The organism is Inquilinus sp. 2KB_23 (genome assembly GCF_052115705.1).
Taxonomy (GTDB): domain Bacteria; phylum Pseudomonadota; class Alphaproteobacteria; order DSM-16000; family Inquilinaceae; genus Inquilinus; species Inquilinus ginsengisoli_A.
In genome coordinates, this window is the sequence record NZ_JBFRHF010000009.1 from 108336 (window position 1) to 125338 (window position 17003).

A 17003-nucleotide genomic window follows, 5' to 3' on the forward strand; every position below is an offset into this window, starting at 1 on the left:
ACTTTCTTCCGCTCGGAGGTGCGGGCGAGATCGGGATGAACATGTACCTCTACGGCCATGACGGCCATTGGCTGATGGTCGATTGCGGGGTCACCTTCGCCGATGATTCGGTGCCGGGCGTCGACCTGATCCTGCCGGATCCGGCCTTCATCGAGCGGCGGCGCGACGACCTGGTCGGCATGGTCATCACCCATGCCCATGAGGACCATGTCGGCGCCATCACCCATCTGTGGCCCGACCTGCGCTGCCCGATCTACGCCACGCCCTTCACCGCCGCGGTGCTGCGCATCAAGCTGCGCGAGACCGACTATGCCGACCAGGTGAAGATCATCGAGGTGCCGCTGGGCGGCGACGTCCAGATCGGCCCGTTCGGCGTCGGCTTCATCACCATGACCCATTCGGTACCGGAGCCGAGCGCGCTGGTGATCCGCACCAAGCACGGCAACATCGTCCACACCGGCGACTGGAAGCTCGACCCGGCGCCGCAGGTCGGCGCGTCCTACGACGAGGCCAAGCTGCGCCGGCTGGGCGAAGAGGGCGTGGTCGCGGTGATGGGCGACAGCACCAACGCGCTGACCCCCGGCCGCTCCGCCTCCGAGGAGGAGGTGCGCGAGGGCCTTGCCGCCGTGATCGCGGCCCAGAAGAACCGCGTCGTGGTCACCTGCTTCTCGTCCAACGTCGCGCGCATCCACAGCGTGGTGCTGGCGGCGCAGAAGGCCGGGCGGCACTGCGCCCTGGTCGGCCGGTCGCTGTGGAAGATCATGGAGGCGGCACAGAGCACCGGCTACATGACCAAGCTGCCGGAGCCGTTCATCCGCGAGGACCAGTTCGGCTACATCCCGCGCGACAAGATCGTGCTGATCTGCACCGGCAGCCAGGGCGAGCCGCGCTCGGCCCTGTCGCGCATCGCCAGCGACAGCCACCCGCACATCACGCTGGAGGCCGGCGACACGGTGATCTTCTCGGCCCGCGAGATCCCGGGCAACGAGAAGGCGATCGGCCGGGTGCAGAACGCGCTGGTGGCCCAGGGCGTCACCCTGCTGACGCCGGACGATGCCATGGTCCATTGCTCCGGCCATCCGGCGCGGGACGAGCTGACCACGCTCTACCAGTGGCTGAAGCCGAAGATCGTGGTGCCGGTACATGGTGAGGAGCGGCACATGCAGGCCCATGCGGCGCTGGCCCGCGAGGGGCAGGTGTCGGAGACGCTGGTGCCGCACAACGGCGCCCTGATCCGCCTGGCGCCCGGGCCGGCCGAGATCGTCGACAATGTCGAGCACGGCCGCCTGGCGCTGGACGGGCACCATCTGGTGCCGCTGGACGGCGAGGCGATCCGCGACCGCCAGCGCATCATCCACAACGGCGCCGCGGTCATCACCCTGGTGCTGGACCGCGACGGCCGCCTGGCCGCCGATCCCAAGGTGGCGCTGCTTGGCATCGAGGACGCCGAGGATTTGGCCGAGAGCGAGGCCGAGGTGGCGGAGGAGGTGCGCGGCGCCATCCAGAACCTGCCGCGGGCCCAGCGCAACGACGATTCGGCGATCAGCGAGACCGCCCGGGTCACGGTGCGGCGCACGATCCGCAGCTGGCACGGCAAGAAGCCGGTCACCGAGGTGCACCTGATCCGGTTGTGAGGGAAGGGGAACCTCTTCCTCGTCCTGTCATTGCCCGGCTTGACCGGGCAATCCAGGGGCCACGAAGAGCCGCTCTGGCCGCCCCTGGATGCCACGGTCAAGCCGTGGCATGACAAGGGTATAGAACCCAGGAAGCAGCCATGCGAGGGACCGCATCATGATCGGCCGGCTCAACCACGTCGCCATCGCCGTGCCCGACCTGGCGGCGGCGACGCGCCTGTACGGCGAGACGCTGGGCGCCGAGGTGTCGGCGCCGACCGACCTGCCGGAGCATGGCGTGACCACGGTCTTCGTGGTGCTGCCGAACACCAAGATCGAGCTGCTGCACCCGCTGGGCGCCGACTCGCCGGTCGCGAAGTTCCTGGAGCGCAACCCGAAGGGCGGCATCCACCATCTCTGCTACGAGGTCGACGACATCCTGGCGGCGCGCGACCGGCTGGTCGCCGCGGGCCTGCGCGTGCTCGGCGACGGCGAACCCAGGATCGGCGCCCATGGCAAGCCGGTGCTGTTCCTGCACCCGGCCGACCTCGTCGGCACGCTGACCGAGATCGAGCAGGTCTAGGGCCGGCCAAGGTCGGGCATGACGAAAAGCCCCATGTATCCCGGCGCGCCGGACGGGTAAGCAGGGCCGGTAAGGTCCGGGAGGGTCGGCATGGGTTTCTTCAGCGGCTTCGTCGTCTTCGTCATCATCTGGTGGACCGTGATCTTCATGGTCCTGCCTTTCGGCGTGCGGCCCGAGGTCGACAATGTGCAGCCGGGCCACCAGGTCGGGGCGCCGAGCAATCCGCGGCTGCTGCGCAAGGTGCTGATCACCACCGCGATCAGCATCGTGCTATGGGTGATCATCAACATTCTGATCACCGAGAACGTGTTCTCCTTCCGGGATTGGGCCGCAACATGGACGTCGTCGCAGCAGTGAAGGACCCGGTGCCGGAGAAGAGCTACTGCGCCTTCGCCGCCACCGACCCGCTCCACAAGGCCTATCACGACACCGAATACGGCTTCCCCGCCCGCGACGACGCGGTGCTGTTCGAGCGGCTGATCCTGGAGATCAACCAGGCCGGCCTGTCCTGGGGCCTGATGCTGAAGAAGCGCGAGGGCTTCCGCCGCGCCTATGCCGGCTACGACATCGACAAGGTCGCCGCGTTCGACGACGCCGACCGCGCCCGGCTGCTGGCCGATGCCGGCATCGTCCGCAACCGGCTGAAGGTGGATGCCGCGATCGAGAACGCCAAGCGGCTGCAGGCGATCCGCGACAGCCATGGCAGCTTCGCCGCCTGGATCGACGCGCACCACCCGCTGGCGAAGGCGGAATGGGTGAAGCTGTTCAAGCAGACCTTCCGCTTCACCGGCGGCGAGATCGTCAACGAGTTCCTGATGAGCCTCGGCTATCTGCGCGGCACCCACCATGCCGGCTGCCCGGTCTACGCGGAGATCCTGAAGCTCGATCCGCCCTGGCGGCGCGTGGTCTGATCCGCCGGAGCGGGCACGGTCTGCCGAACTTCGCGGCACACGTGTTCATGCATAAAAAAACGGCAGGGCCGAAGCGCCTGCCGCACGAAACCTGTCTTATTTTTTGTCACCGGGAAGCTGACGCTTCTCCGGCACTCCCGACAGTTTCCTCCCTAAACTCGGGCCTGCCCTTTTCGATTCTTTTGGTCAGGCGAGGCGGACCTTAGCGAGGAAAAATGGGGCTGTCACGCAGAATCGCATGGCGCCCATGCCCCCAGATCAGGGCGAATTCAGGTGCGGGATGAGGACAATTTGGCGGACTCGGACGGAAATCCCATCGGTGGCCGAAGAGCGGTTTTTGGTCCCGAAAGGCGGCAGGTCATTCGCTGGGCGATTGAGCAGGGATGAGGCATCGCCGCACCGCGAACCGGGAGGACCGGTGGCGGGCGATGGGGCGGGCGCCGCCGCGAAGCCCGCATGGACAGGCCGGCGGTCCTTCCCTAAAGTCGCGCGCCTGTGTTGCCACTCCCCGGTCCAGACGGAAGCCCCGCTCGATGCGCCTGTCCCAGTTCTTCCTGCCCACCCTGAAGGAGAATCCCAGCGAAGCGCAGATCGTGTCGCATCGCCTGATGCTGCGCGCCGGCATGATCCGCCAGCAGGCGGCCGGCATCTATGCGTGGCTGCCGCTGGGCTATCGGGTGCTGAAGAAGATCGAGCAGGTGGTGCGCGAGGAGCAGGACCGCTTCGGCTGCCAGGAACTGCTGATGCCGACGATCCAGCCGGCCGATCTGTGGCGCGAGAGCGGCCGCTACGACGACTACGGCAAGGAGATGCTGCGCATCCGCGACCGCAACGATCGCGACATGCTGTTCGGGCCGACCAATGAGGAGATGATCACCGACATCTTCCGGTCGTCGGTGAAGAGCTACAAGCAGCTGCCGCAGCTGCTGTACCACATCCAGTGGAAGTTCCGGGACGAGGTGCGTCCCCGCTTCGGCGTGATGCGCGGCCGCGAGTTCCTGATGAAGGACGCCTACAGCTTCGACGTCGATTACGAAGCCGCCAGAAGGTCTTACAACAAATTCTTCGTCTGCTATCTCAGCACCTTCGCCCGCCTCGGGCTGAAGGCGGTGCCGGTGAAGGCCGACACCGGGCCGATCGGTGGCGACCTCAGCCACGAGTTCCAGATCCTGGCCGAGACCGGCGAAAGCCAGGTCTATGTCGACCCGCGCCTGCTGGAGCTGGACACCGAGGCGCGGCAGCTCGGCCCCGACGACGACCTGGCGGCCTTCGTCGACCGCGTCACCGGCCTCTACGCCGCGGCCGACGAGATGCACGATCCCGCGAAGTGCCCGGTGCCCGCCGCGGAGCTGCAGACCCGGCGCGGCATCGAGGTCGGCCACATCTTCTATTTCGGCACCAAATACTCCGCCGCGATGAACGCCCAGGTCGCCGGGCCGGACGGCGTGCAGCGCCCGGTCGAGATGGGCAGCTACGGCATCGGCGTGTCGCGCCTGGCGGGTGCGATCATCGAGGCCAGCCATGACGATGCCGGCATCATCTGGCCGGATGCGGTGGCGCCCTTCGATGTCGGTCTGATCAACCTGAAGCCGGGCGACGCGGCCTGCGATGCCGCGGCCCAGGACCTGTACCAGCGCTTCCAGACCGCCGGCCTCGACCCGCTCTACGACGATCGGGACGAGCGGGCGGGCGCCAAGTTCGCCCAGATGGACCTGATCGGCCTGCCCTGGCAGGTGGTGATCGGGCCGCGCGGCGCCGCGTCGGGCGTGGCCGAGATCAAGCGCCGCGCCACCGGCGAGAAGCTGGAGCTGGCGCTCGACGCGGTGGTGGCGCGGATCAAGGGCTGATCCCGCGCCGCGCCCCCGACCCGCTGGCCCTCGCATGTTCAACGCCTTCGAACGGACCGTCGCCTTCCGCTACCTCCGGGCCCGCCGGAAGGAAGGCTTCATCTCGGTGATCGCCGGTTTTTCGCTGGTCGGCATCCTGCTGGGCGTGGCGACGCTGATCATCGTCATGTCGGTGATGAACGGCTTCCGCGCCCAGCTGGTGCAGCGCGTGCTGGGCCTCGACGGCCATCTCAGCGTCACCGCCAAAGCCAGCGCCGGGCTGCCGGACTATGGCCCGCTGGCCGACAGGCTGCGGCAGGTGCCGGGCGTCCTGCGGGTGACGCCGGTGATCCAGGACCAGGCGCTGGTCAGCCGCGACTCCTCGCTGCAAGGCGCGGCCTATGCGGCGGTGCGCGGGGTCGAGCCGGCGGATTTTCTGAACCGTCCGGCGATCGCCAAATCGCTCTACATCGACAAGCCGGAGGATTTCTCCGGCACCGACGCGATCGCGATCGGCAGCGGCCTGGCCGGGCAGTTCGGCGTCCGCGTCGGCGACGAGCTGACGCTGGTGACGCCGCATTTCAACCGCACTGCCTTCGGGTCGGTGCCGCGGTCGAAGACCTATGTGATCGCCGGGATCTTCAGCACCGGCCGGCCGGAATATGATTCCGCCACCGTCTACATGCCGCTGGAGGCGGCGCAGCTGCTGTTTCAGATGAAGGGGCAGGCCGGCGGCCTCGAGCTGTTCGTCGCCGACCCCGAGCGGCTCGATGCCGTCCGCGCCGCGGTGGCCCAGGCCGCGGGGCCGGGCCTCCAGGTGTCCGACTGGCGCGACGCCAACGCCACGATCTTCACGGCGCTGCAGGTCGAGCGCAACGTCATGTTCATCATCCTGACCCTGATCATCCTGGTGGCGGCGTTCAACATCGTCTCCAGCCTGGTCATGCTGGTGAAGGACAAGGGCAGCGACATCGCCATCCTGCGCACCATGGGCGCCACCCGCGGCGCCATCCTGCGCATCTTCTTCCTGACCGGCGCCACCATCGGCCTGGTCGGCACCGCCGCGGGCCTGGCCCTCGGCCTCGCCTTGGCCGCCAATGTCGACGCCATCCGCGCCTGGCTGCAGGGCGTATTGGGCCCCGAGACCTTCGCCGCCGAATTCAGCTTCATCGCCCAGCTGCCCGCGCGGGTCGATGCCGGCCAGGTCGTCTGGGTCTGCCTGCTGGCCGTCGGCCTGACCTTCCTGGCCTCGATCTTCCCGGCTTGGCGGGCGGCCCGGCTCGATCCGGTGGAGGCCCTGCGCTATGAGTGACGCTGCCATGACCGCTGCCCCCACCGCCGACGTGCTGCGCCTCGAGGGCATCCGCCGCAGCTTCCAGCAGGGCGAGACCCGGCTCGACGTGCTGCGCGGCGCCGACCTGTCGATCGCCGCGGGCGAGATCGTGGCCCTGGTCGGCCCCAGCGGTGCCGGCAAGTCGACCCTGCTGCACATCGCCGGGCTGCTGGAGCGGCCGGACGGCGGCACCATCACCGTCGCCGGCCAGCGCTGCGACGGGCTAGGCGACGGGCCGCGCACGGCGCTGCGCCGCTCCGCCATCGGCTTCGTCTACCAGTTCCACCACCTGCTGCCCGAGTTCAGCGCGATCGAGAACGTGGTGCTGCCGCAGATGATCGCCGGCGCGGCGCGGCCCGCGGCGCGGCAGCGGGGGCGGGACCTGCTGGCCCGGGTCGGCCTGGCCGCCCGGCTCGACCATCGCCCGGCCCAGCTGTCGGGCGGCGAGCAGCAGCGCGTCGCCATCGCCCGGGCGCTGGCCAATGCGCCGAAGGTGCTGATCGCCGACGAGCCGACCGGCAACCTCGACCATAGCACCGCCGAGGCTGTGTTCGAGATGCTGGTCGAAGTGGTGCGGTCGACCCGCGTCGGCGCCCTGATCGCCACCCACAACCTCGACCTGGCGTCGCGGATGGACCGCGTGGTCGAGATGCGCGACGGCGTGCTGGTTGGGCAGTAGGGGCGCCCGCATGTTCAACGCCTTCGAACGCACCGTCGCCTTCCGCTACCTCCGGGCCCGCCGCAAGCAGGGCTTCGTCTCGGTCATCGCCGGGTTCTCGCTGCTCGGCATCGTGCTCGGCGTTGCCACGCTAATCACCGTCACCTCCGTGATGAACGGCTTCCGCACCGAGCTCCTGGCCCGCTTCCTCGGCCTCAACGCCCATGTCAGTATCTACGCCCTGGGCCAGAGCGAGATCACCGACTACGCACCGGTGGCCGGGCGGCTGCGCGGGGTCGACGGCGTCACCCAGGTGCTGCCGGTGATCCAGGGCATGGCCCTGGCCAGCGCCGGCAGCGCCTCGGCCGGCGTCCAGATCCGCGGCGAGCGGCCGGAGGACTTCCTGGCCCGGCCGCTGATCGCCCGCGACCTGCAGATCCAGTCCCCCGGCGCCTTCGCCGGCACCGAGGCGGTGGCGATCGGCAAGGCGCTGGCGGACAAGCTCGGCGTCGGCCTCGGCGGCCGCATCACCCTGCTGGCCCCGGGCGCGGGGTCGACAGGGCAGGGCGAGGCCGCCCCGGACAGCTCGCCGAAGGTCAAGGCCTTCACCGTGGTCGCGATCTTCGAGGCCGGCCTCTACGAATTCGATTCGGGCGTCGCGGTGATGCCGCTGGAGGCGGCGCAATCGCTGCTGCAGATGGGCGGCGGGGTCACCCGTCTCGACCTGTTCGTGCGCGACCCCGACCGGATCGCGGCGCTGCGTGACCCGCTGCAGCAGGCCACCGGCCTCGGCTTCCGCTTCTTCGACTGGCAGCAGGCGCTGGCCGGCTATCTCGACATCGTCGAGGGCCAGCGCAATGTCATCTTCGTCATCCTGTCGCTGATCGTGCTGGTGGCCGCGTTCAACATCATCTCCAGCCTGATCATGCTGGTGAAGGACAAGGGCGGCGACATCGCCATCCTGCGCACCATGGGCGCCACGCGCGGGGCCATCCTGCGCATCTTCTTCATGACCGGCGCCATCATCGGCGCGGTGGGCACCCTGGTCGGCCTGGGCCTCGGCGTCGCGCTGGCTGACAACCTCGAGCCGATCCGCCAGGGGCTGCAGAGCCTGACCGGCATGGTCATCTTCGATCCCAAGCAGTACTCCCTGACCCGGATCCCGACCGAGATCAACGCCGGCGAGGTGCTGCTGGTCTGCGGCATGGCGCTGGCCCTGTCCTTCCTGGCCTCGATCTACCCGGCCTGGCGGGCCGCGCGGCTCGATCCCGTGGAGGCCCTGCGGTACGAGTGATCCCGCCCCGCGAGAGCTTTTAAGACATCCCAACACCGTCATTGCGAGCGCAGCGAAGCAATCCGGGGCCACGCGCACCGGCACCATGGATTGCTTCGTCGGCTTCGCCTCCTCGCAATGACGGCGGGGGATGGGATGCGTTATGAATACCCTGTCGTCCGATTCTGCTGAATCGGGCCGCCCCGGATCCCGTCGCCGCGGAGCACCGCCGCCATGCCACACGCCGATTTCATCCATCTGCGGGTGCACAGCGCCTACTCCCTGTCGGAAGGGGCGATCAAGATCAAGGAGCTGATCGGCATCTGCAAGAAGATGCAGATGCCGGCGGTGGCGGTCACCGACACCGGCAACCTGTTCGGCGCCCTGGAATTCGCCCTGGCGGCCAAGGATGCCGGCATCCAGCCGATCATCGGCACCATCCTCGCCATCGCCCGCACCGAGGTCGAGACCGGCGCCCGAGTCGGCGGGCCGGCCATCGCCGACCCCGACTGCCTGGTGCTGCTGGCCCAGGACGAGCGCGGCTACGAGAACCTGATGGCGCTGACCAGCCGTGCCTATCTCGAGACCGAGCAGGGCTTGGCGCCGCAGCTGTCGCTGGAGGCGCTGCAGGGCTACACCGACGGCCTGATCGCCCTGACCGGCGGGCCGAAGGGACCGGTCGGGCGGCTGCTGCTGGCCGAGCATCCGGACCGGGCGCTGGCGACGCTGCGCTCGCTCAAGGCGCTGTTCCCGGACCGGCTCTATGTCGAGCTGATGCGGCACGGGCAGGAGGACGAGGACCGGATCGAGGCGGCGCTGATCGATTTCGCCTATAGCGAGAACATCCCGCTGGTCGCGACCAACGACTGCTTCTTCACCACCGAGGACATGTACGAGGCGCATGACGCGCTGCTGTGCATCGCCGAGGGCACCTATGTGGTCGAGGCCAACCGGCGGCGGGTGACCCGCGACCACCGCTTCCGCCCGGCCGAGGAGATGCGGCAGCTGTTCGCCGACCTGCCGGAGGCGGTCGACAACACGGTGGTGATCGCGAAGCGCTGCGCGGTGATGCCGAAGAAGCGGGCGCCGATCCTGCCGACCTTCCCGAGCGAGGCGGGGCGGACCGAGGCGGAGGAGCTGCGCGCCCAGGCCAAGGAGGGGCTGACGGCGCGGCTGGAGGCCCATGTCTACACGCCCGAGATGGGCGAGGCCGAGCGCGCGGCGGCGCTGGAGACCTACACCGCCCGGCTCGACTACGAGCTCGACGTCATCGAGAAGATGGGCTTCCCCGGCTACTTCCTGATCGTCTCGGACTTCATCAAATGGTCCAAGGCGAACGACATCCCGGTCGGCCCGGGCCGTGGCTCCGGCGCCGGCTCGGTCGTCGCCTGGGTGCTGACCATCACCGATCTCGACCCGCTGCGCTTCGGCCTGCTGTTCGAGCGCTTTCTGAACCCGGAACGCGTGTCGATGCCCGACTTCGACATCGACTTCTGCCAGGACCGGCGCGACGAGGTGATCACCTATGTCCGCGACAAGTACGGGCATGACCGGGTGGCGCAGATCATCACCTTCGGAAAGCTGCAGGYCCGCGCCGTGCTGCGCGACGTCGGCCGCGTGCTGCAGATGCCCTACGGCCAGGTCGACCGCATCTGCAAGCTGGTGCCGAACAACCCGGCCAACCCGGTCACCCTGGCCCAGGCGATCGATGGCGAGCCGGCGCTGCAGCAGGAGCGCGACAACGACGAGCGGGTGCGCCACCTGATCGACCTGGCGATGAAGCTGGAGGGGCTGTACCGCCACGCCTCGACCCACGCCGCCGGCGTGGTCATCGGCGACCGGCCGCTGCACGAGCTGGTGGCGCTGTACCGGGACCCGCGCTCGCCGGTCCCGGCCACCCAGTTCAACATGAAGTATGTCGAGCAGGCCGGGCTGGTGAAGTTCGACTTCCTCGGCCTGAAGACGCTGACCGTGCTGCGCGTGGCCGAGAACCTGATCAAGGCCAGCGGGGTCGAGATCGACCTGGCGCACATCCCGCTCGACGACGGGCCGACCTACGCCATGCTCGGCCGGGCGGAGGCGACCGGCGTGTTCCAGCTGGAAAGTTCCGGCATGCGCGACGTGCTGCGCCGGATGAAGCCGAACCGCATCGGCGACATCATCGCGCTGGTGGCGCTCTACCGCCCCGGCCCGATGGACAACATCCCGACCTTCATCGAGGTCAAGAACGGCACCAAGGCGCCCGACTACCTGCATCCGTCGCTGCAGCCGATCCTGGAAGAGACCTACGGCATCATGGTCTACCAGGAACAGGTGATGCAGGTCGCCCAGACCCTGGCGGGCTATTCGCTCGGCGGCGCCGACCTGCTGCGCCGCGCCATGGGCAAGAAGATCAAGGCGGAGATGGATGCCCAGAAGGCCAGCTTCGTCGAGGGCGCGGTCGCCCGCGGCGTGCCGGCGGGGCAGGCGTCGAACATCTTCGACCAGGTCGAGAAGTTCGCAGGCTACGGCTTCAACAAGTCGCACGCCGCCGCCTATGCCATCGTCGCCTACCAGACCGCCTATCTGAAGGCGAACCATCCGGTCGAGTTCATGGCGGCGTCGATGACGCTCGACCTCGGCAACACCGACAAGCTGAACGTCTTCCGGCAGGAGCTGACGCGCCTGCGCATCAAGCTCCTGATCCCCGACATCAACAAGTCGGAGGCGGTGTTCGCGGTCGAGACGCTGCCCGACGGCGGCAAGGCCATCCGCTACGCCCTCGGCGCGATCAAGGGGGTGGGGCCGGAGGCGATGCGCAGCCTGGTGCTGGAGCGCGACCGCGGCGGCCCCTTCAAAGACCTGTTCGACCTGGCCCGCCGGCTCGACCTCAAGCTCTTGAACAAGCGCCAGCTGGAGAACCTGGCCCGGGCCGGGGCTTTCGATTCGATCGACAAGAACCGCGCCCGTGTCGTGGCCGCCTTCGACACGCTGCTGCGCTACGCCCACACCATGGTGGCGGAGCGCGAGAGCGGCCAGATCGGCCTGTTCGGCGGCCCGACCGGCGGCGAACTCAGCGCGCCGCCGCTGCCGACCATCCCCGACTGGGATTCGATGGAGCGGCTGCGGCAGGAGTTCGACGCGGTCGGCTTCTACCTCTCGGCCCATCCGCTCGACACCTACAACACCAAGCGCCTGGGCTCGGTGCGCTCGGCCGAGATCGGCCAGAAGATGCGGATGGGGCACACCCAGCTGCGCCTCGCCGGCATCCTGATGGCCAAGCGGGAGATGACCACCAAGACCGGTAACCGCATGTGCTTCGGCACCTTCTCCGACGCCAGCGGCGTGTTCGAGGTCACCTTCTTCGCCGAGACGCTGGCGACGGCGCGGCAGCTGCTCGAGGTCGGCGCCGCTTTGGCCATGGCGGTGGAGATCCAGAGCCGCGGCGAGGAGCTGCGGCTGACCGCGATGTCGGTCGAGCCGATCGACCAGGCCCTGGCCCGCAGCGCCGCGCGCTTCGTGATCTATGTCGACGGGGTCCATGCCATCCAGCCGCTGCACGGGCTGCTCGACCGCGAAGGGCAGGGGCGGTGCAAGGTCAACCTGCAGCTGCTGCTGGCGCCGACCGAGGAGGTCGAGATCGAGCTGCCCGGCGGCTATGCCGTGGGCGGCCGGGCCAAGGCCGCGCTGAAATCGGTGCCCGGCGTGCTCAGCGTCGAGGAGTTCTGACGGCCGGGAACGATTTCGCCCGTAGGTTGGGTTCGCCTCGGCGAACCCAACCTACGCAACCTTAGACCAGCGCGCGCAGCTTCTTGCGCACGTCCAGCACCTCGTTCGCCGAGGCCCGGCCTTTGAACACCGCACCCCGTGCCCGCCAGTCGAGCGATTTCACCTGGTCGGCCAGCACGGCGCTGGGGACGCCGCCGGCGATCAGCACCTCGAACGGATAGCCCTTGGGCTTCGTCGTCATCGGGCAGGCGACCAGCAGGCCGACCTTGGCGTTGTAGGCCGCCGGCGACAGGACGAGGGCAGGGCGGTGGCCAGCTTGTTCGTGCCCCGCCTGCGGATCGAAATCGACCCACACGATGTCGCCGCGATCGGGGACATAGGCCGCGGCGCCCGGCGGCTTCGCCATCTACCAGACCTCCTTGCCGACGGCCGGGCCGAAATCGACCGAATCGTGCCGGTTCTCGTCGGTGACGCCGGCCAGCAGGGTCTCGAGGTCGGTGCCGGCGATGCCGTCGTCGAGGATGGGCTCGATGATGATGCGGCCGCCCTCGAGGCGGACATCCACGGCCTGGTCGATCGAGAGGCGCGCGACATCCATGATCGCCGCGGGGATGCGCACGGCGGCGCTGTTCCCCCATTTCTTCACGGTCATTCTCATGCCGGCCTCCATGCCCCAGGCTGCTCGTCCTCAACGTCTATACATATGTAGATACGGCGCCGTTTGGGAGCAAGCCATCCGTATCGACAGATGTCTCTACGTCGGTCGCATGCCTCCTGCTTGTCCGAAACCCGGATCTGCCGTTAAAAGGGCGATCTCCGGGGGCACCGTCCCCCCATTGCACCGGAGGGCAGGCGACCGTTCCGGCACCGTCCGGGTTGCCGCTCCTGTCTCTCCCATCGAGACTTCGCGATGACCGACACTTCCGATCACGGCATCCGCTTCGGGCGGATCGCGGCCATGCTTCCGGTCCGCGACATGGGCAAGGCGCAGGCCTTCTACACCGGGGTCCTGGGCTTCCGGAAAACCTTCGAGAACGGCGATCCCGTCGGCTTTGTGATCCTGCAGCGGGACGCCGCCGAGCTGCATCTGACGCTGCAGCCGGCCCACAAGGCGGCGCCGTTCAACGTGGCGCATCTGATGGTCGCGGATGTCGACGCGCTGCACCGGATCTGCCGGGACCACGGGCTGCGCATCGTCAAGGGCCTGCGCGACAAGGATTACGGCCTGCGCGCCTTCGTGTTCGAGGATCCGGACGGCAACCGCATCGACGTCGGCCAGCCGATCTGACCGGATGAGCCGGCCGGCCCGGCGCCCTGGTCTCGCCGGGCCGGTCCCTCGCCAGGCCTCAGTCCGCGGTCCCGTGCGGCCAGGCCCATTGCTGGATCTCCGGCATGTCCTCCCCGGTATCGCGGATGTACGCCTTGTGCGCGATCAGCGCCTCGCGGAAGGCCTGTTTGACATGGGCGGCGGTCGCGTTCAGGCCCGGCACGCGCTCGATCGCCATCGTCGCCAGGCTGAACCGGTCCAGGCCGTTCAGCACCACCATGTCGAACGGAGTCGTGGTGGTGCCTTCCTCCCGATAGCCGCGCACATGCAGGTTGGCGTGGTTGGTCCGGCGATAGGTCAGGCGGTGGATCAGCTGGGGATAGCCGTGATAGGCGAAGATCACTGGCTTGTCGGCGGTGAACAGGCTGTCGAAATCGCGGTCCGCCAGGCCGTGGGGATGCTCTTCCCGGGTCTGCAGGGTCATCAGGTCGACGACGTTGACGACCCGGACCTTGAGCTCGGGCAGATGCTGTCGCAGCAGGTCCACCGCCGCCAGCGTCTCCAGGGTCGGCACGTCGCCAGCGCAGGCCATCACCACGTCCGGCTCACGGCCGTCGTCGTTGCTGGCCCAGCGCCACAGGCCGATGCCGGCCTCGCAATGGGCGACCGCCGCCTCGATGCCCAGCCATTGCGGCGCGGGCTGCTTGCCGGCCACGATCACATTGATGCGGTCATAGGTCCGCAGGCAGTGGTCGGTCACCCACAGCAGGCAGTTCGCGTCGGGCGGCAGATAGACCCGCACGATGTCGGCCTTCTTGTTGACCACCAGGTCGACGAAGCCGGGATCCTGGTGGCTGAAGCCGTTGTGGTCCTGCCGCCAGACATGCGAGGTCAGCAGGTAGTTCAGCGATGCGATCGGCCGGCGCCAGCCCAGCCCGCGCGAGACCTTCAGCCACTTCGCGTGCTGGTTGACCATCGAATCGACGATGTGGATGAACGCCTCGTAGCAGGAGAACAGGCCGTGGCGGCCGGTCAGGAGATAGCCTTCGAGCCATCCCTGGCAGAGGTGCTCGCTCAGCACCTCCATCACCCGGCCGTCGCGGGCGAGGTGCACGTCGTAGGGCTCGATCGGCTCCATCCACACCCGGTCGGTCGCCTCGAACACGGCGTCGAGGCGGTTCGAGGCGGTCTCGTCCGGGCCCACGATGCGGAAGTTGCGGGCCTCGGCGTTGAGGGTCATCACGTCGCGCAGGTAGGTGCCCATGGCGCGGGTCGCCTCGCCCTGGGTGGCGCCCGGATTCGGCACGGCGAGGGCGTGGTCGCGGAAATCGGGCAGGCGCAGCTCCCGGCGCAGCAGCCCGCCATTGGCGTTGGGGTTGGCGCCCATGCGCCGCGTCCCCGACGGCGCCAGCTCCGCCAGGTCCGGCCGCAGCCGTCCGGACTCGTCGAACAGCGTCTCCGGCCTGTAGCTGCGCATCCACTCTTCGAGCAGGCGCAGATGCTCCGGGTTCTCGCGGACCTTCGACAGCGGCACCTGATGGGCCCGCCAGAAGCCCTCGACCTTCTGGCCGTCGACCTCCTTCGGCCCGGTCCAGCCCTTGGGGCTGCGCAGCACGATCATCGGCCAGCGCGGCAGGTCGGTCGTGCCCTGCGCTTGCCGCGCGGCCGCCTGGATCGCCCGGATCCGGTTGGCCGCGATGTCGAGCGTGTCGGCCATCAGCCGGTGCATCGGCCCGGGGTCGCTGCCCTCGACGAACAGCGGCTCGTAGCCGTAGCCGACGAACAGGCTTCGCAGGTCGCTTTCCGGCATGCGGCCGAGCAGCGTGGGGTTGGCGATCTTGTAGCCGTTCAGATGCAGGATCGGCAGCACGGCGCCGTCGCGGGCCGGGTTCAGGAACTTGTTCGAATGCCAGGATGCGGCCAGGGCGCCGGTTTCGGCCTCGCCGTCGCCGACCACGCAGGCGACGATCAGATCCGGATTGTCGAACGCCGCGCCGAAGGCGTGGGCCAAGGCATAGCCCAGCTCGCCGCCCTCATGGATCGAACCCGGGGTCTCAGGCGCCGCATGGCTGGGGATGCCGCCGGGGAAGGAGAACTGGCGGAACAGCTTCCGCATCCCCTCCGCGTCGGGCGAGATGTCGGGGTAGATCTCGCTGTAGCTGCCTTCGAGATAGGTGTTGGCGACCATGCCGGGGCCGCCATGTCCCGGCCCGCAGATGTAGATCATGTCGAGGTCGCGCGCCCGGATCAGCCGGTTGAGATGCGCGTAGACGAAGTTCAGCCCCGGGGTGGTGCCCCAATGGCCGAGCAGGCGGGGCTTGACCTGCTCCACGGTCAGCGGCTGGCGCAGCAGCGGGTTGTCGAGCAGGTAGATCTGGCCGACCGACAGGTAGTTGGCCGCGCGCCAGTACTGGTCGATCCGGCCCAGCTCCTCGTCCGAGGCCCCGATGCCGACGCCCGAATCCGATGGCATGTTCATCCCGTATCCCCTTGGTGGCTGGCGTTGCCGCCGATCAATCTCTCGAGGCTCCTGGCGATCGGGAGCTCCTCGTCGGTGGGCACCACCAGGATGTCCACCGGTGAACCGTCGCGGCTGATGCGGCCTTCGGCGCGGTCGTTCCGACCGGTGTCGAGCTGCAGCCCCGCCCAGGCCATGCCCTGGCAGATCATCCGGCGCAGCCGGGCCGAATGCTCGCCGATGCCCGCCGTGAAGACGAAGGCATCGAGCCCGCCGAGTGCCGCGACGAGCGATCCCGCCTCGCGCACCACGCGATAGGCGAAGAGTTCGAGCGCCTCGGCGGCGTGCGGGTCGGTGCTCTCCTCCAGCACATGGGCGTCGCTGCTGACCCCGGAGACGCCGAGCAGGCCGGACCGGGTGTTCAGCAGCTCGTCGACCGCGGCCGGGGACATCGTCCGCTGGTTCAGGAGGTAGAGCACGATGCCCGGGTCGATCGCGCCGCAGCGCGTGCCCATCATCAGGCCGTCGAGCGCCGTGAACCCCATGGTGGTGGCGATGCTGGCGCGATTGGCCATGGCGCACAGGCTGGCGCCGCTGCCGAGATGCGCGACGATGACCCGGCCAGAGGCGCGCGTACCGAGCAGGTCGGGCAGGAGTCCGGCGATGTATTCGTAGGACAGGCCGTGGAAGCCGTAGCGGATGATCCCCTGCTCCGTGAGCTCGCGCGGCAGGGGGAACAGCTGCGCCAGGCGGGGCAGGGTGCGGTGGAAGGCGGTGTCGAAGCAGGCCACCTGCGGCAGGCCCGGCCAGGCCGCTTCCACCGCCGCGATGGCGGCGAGATTGTGCTGCTGGTGGTTCGGCGCCAGCGGGATCAGCGTTTCCAACGCCGCCATCACCGTCGGGTCGATGCGCACCGGTGCGCGGAATCTGGCGCCGCCATGGACGACCCGGTGCCCGGCCGCGGCCAGGGTGACGCCGTCGAGGCGCCGGATCGCGGACACCAGCCATCGCGTCACAGCATCCCGGTCCGCGCCGGCCGGCGGCGCCCCGCCGGCGGTCAGCCCGGCGGCCCGCGGCCCGCTGGCCTTGACCGTGCCGGCCCGGCCGATCTCGCTGATCCCGCCGCGGCACAGCAGGGCCAGCCCATCGCGCTCATAGAGCGCGAATTTGAGGCTCGACGAGCCGGCATTGAGGACCAGGACAGCGTCGATCATGGACACGGAGACCTTCCCGGCGCGCGGTGGACAGGCACCATGGAGCACAAGCCTTGACCCATGTGAACAGTTCCCTCCATCGGACCGGTTGTCGCGCCGGCAGTGAATCCGGCAACCGCGCTTGTTGCCGTGCCGCCGCGAGAGTCTGGCCAAAGCTGC

Annotated in this window: 14 protein-coding genes; 10 read left to right on the top strand and 4 right to left on the bottom strand. The window is 68.9% G+C overall.

Going from position 1 to position 17003, the window contains the following annotated elements:
• The first annotated feature begins 35 nt into the window (after positions 1-35).
• The 9 genes from AB4112_RS13530 (at position 36) to dnaE (ending at position 11905) form a co-directional block, all read left to right on the top strand.
• On the top strand, positions 36-1634 hold the full coding sequence (locus AB4112_RS13530) for a ribonuclease J (protein WP_309796387.1): 1599 nt from the start codon (positions 36-38) through the stop codon (positions 1632-1634).
• Between the two features lie 157 nt (positions 1635-1791).
• Positions 1792-2196, top strand: coding sequence for a methylmalonyl-CoA epimerase (gene mce, locus AB4112_RS13535; protein ID WP_441720327.1), 405 nt, complete (start codon positions 1792-1794; stop codon positions 2194-2196).
• A gap of 90 nt (positions 2197-2286) precedes the next feature.
• Positions 2287-2553 carry a DUF1467 family protein gene (locus tag AB4112_RS13540; RefSeq protein ID WP_441720330.1) on the top strand — a complete coding sequence of 89 codons (267 nt, stop codon included), beginning with the start codon at positions 2287-2289 and terminating at the stop codon, positions 2551-2553.
• The gene (locus AB4112_RS13545; protein WP_441720333.1) at positions 2532-3107 is read left to right on the top strand and encodes a DNA-3-methyladenine glycosylase I; all 576 of its coding nucleotides are present in this window, start codon (positions 2532-2534) and stop codon (positions 3105-3107) included. The genes AB4112_RS13540 and AB4112_RS13545 overlap by 22 nt, the downstream gene beginning before the upstream one ends.
• A gap of 533 nt (positions 3108-3640) precedes the next feature.
• The gene (gene proS, locus AB4112_RS13550) at positions 3641-4954 is read left to right on the top strand and encodes a proline--tRNA ligase (RefSeq protein WP_441720336.1); all 1314 of its coding nucleotides are present in this window, start codon (positions 3641-3643) and stop codon (positions 4952-4954) included.
• A gap of 34 nt (positions 4955-4988) precedes the next feature.
• On the top strand, positions 4989-6245 hold the full coding sequence (locus AB4112_RS13555; RefSeq protein ID WP_441720344.1) for a lipoprotein-releasing ABC transporter permease subunit: 1257 nt from the start codon (positions 4989-4991) through the stop codon (positions 6243-6245).
• Positions 6246-6252: 7 nt separating this feature from the next.
• Positions 6253-6945, top strand: a complete 693-nt coding sequence (locus tag AB4112_RS13560; RefSeq protein WP_309796399.1) for an ABC transporter ATP-binding protein — start codon at positions 6253-6255, stop codon at positions 6943-6945.
• Positions 6946-6955: 10 nt separating this feature from the next.
• A complete protein-coding gene (locus tag AB4112_RS13565; protein WP_441720347.1) occupies positions 6956-8218 on the top strand; it encodes a lipoprotein-releasing ABC transporter permease subunit in 1263 nt (420 codons plus the stop codon).
• Between the two features lie 213 nt (positions 8219-8431).
• Positions 8432-11905 (top strand): DNA polymerase III subunit alpha, encoded by a 3474-nt coding sequence (gene dnaE, locus AB4112_RS13570; protein ID WP_441720349.1) that lies wholly within the window; start codon positions 8432-8434, stop codon positions 11903-11905.
• A 61-nt stretch (positions 11906-11966) separates the two neighbouring features.
• Here the strand turns inward: dnaE and mazF are convergent, their stop codons facing one another.
• Complete coding sequence (mazF, locus tag AB4112_RS13575) at positions 11967-12311, bottom strand: endoribonuclease MazF (protein WP_309796405.1); 345 nt, start codon at positions 12309-12311, stop codon at positions 11967-11969.
• Positions 12312-12563 carry an AbrB/MazE/SpoVT family DNA-binding domain-containing protein gene (locus AB4112_RS13580; protein ID WP_309796407.1) on the bottom strand — a complete coding sequence of 84 codons (252 nt, stop codon included), beginning with the start codon at positions 12561-12563 and terminating at the stop codon, positions 12312-12314. It abuts the gene before it with no gap.
• A 252-nt stretch (positions 12564-12815) separates the two neighbouring features.
• Between AB4112_RS13580 and AB4112_RS13585 the strand changes: the two genes are divergently transcribed.
• The gene (locus AB4112_RS13585) at positions 12816-13193 is read left to right on the top strand and encodes a glyoxalase superfamily protein (RefSeq protein WP_309796409.1); all 378 of its coding nucleotides are present in this window, start codon (positions 12816-12818) and stop codon (positions 13191-13193) included.
• A 58-nt stretch (positions 13194-13251) separates the two neighbouring features.
• On the opposite strand, the gene AB4112_RS13590 is transcribed toward AB4112_RS13585, so the two are convergent.
• Positions 13252-15651, bottom strand: a complete 2400-nt coding sequence (locus tag AB4112_RS13590; RefSeq protein ID WP_441720352.1) for a phosphoketolase family protein — start codon at positions 15649-15651, stop codon at positions 13252-13254.
• Positions 15648-16844, bottom strand: a complete 1197-nt coding sequence (locus AB4112_RS13595; protein WP_441720354.1) for an acetate/propionate family kinase — start codon at positions 16842-16844, stop codon at positions 15648-15650. The genes AB4112_RS13590 and AB4112_RS13595 overlap by 4 nt, the downstream gene beginning before the upstream one ends.
• Positions 16845-17003 lie beyond the last annotated feature (159 nt).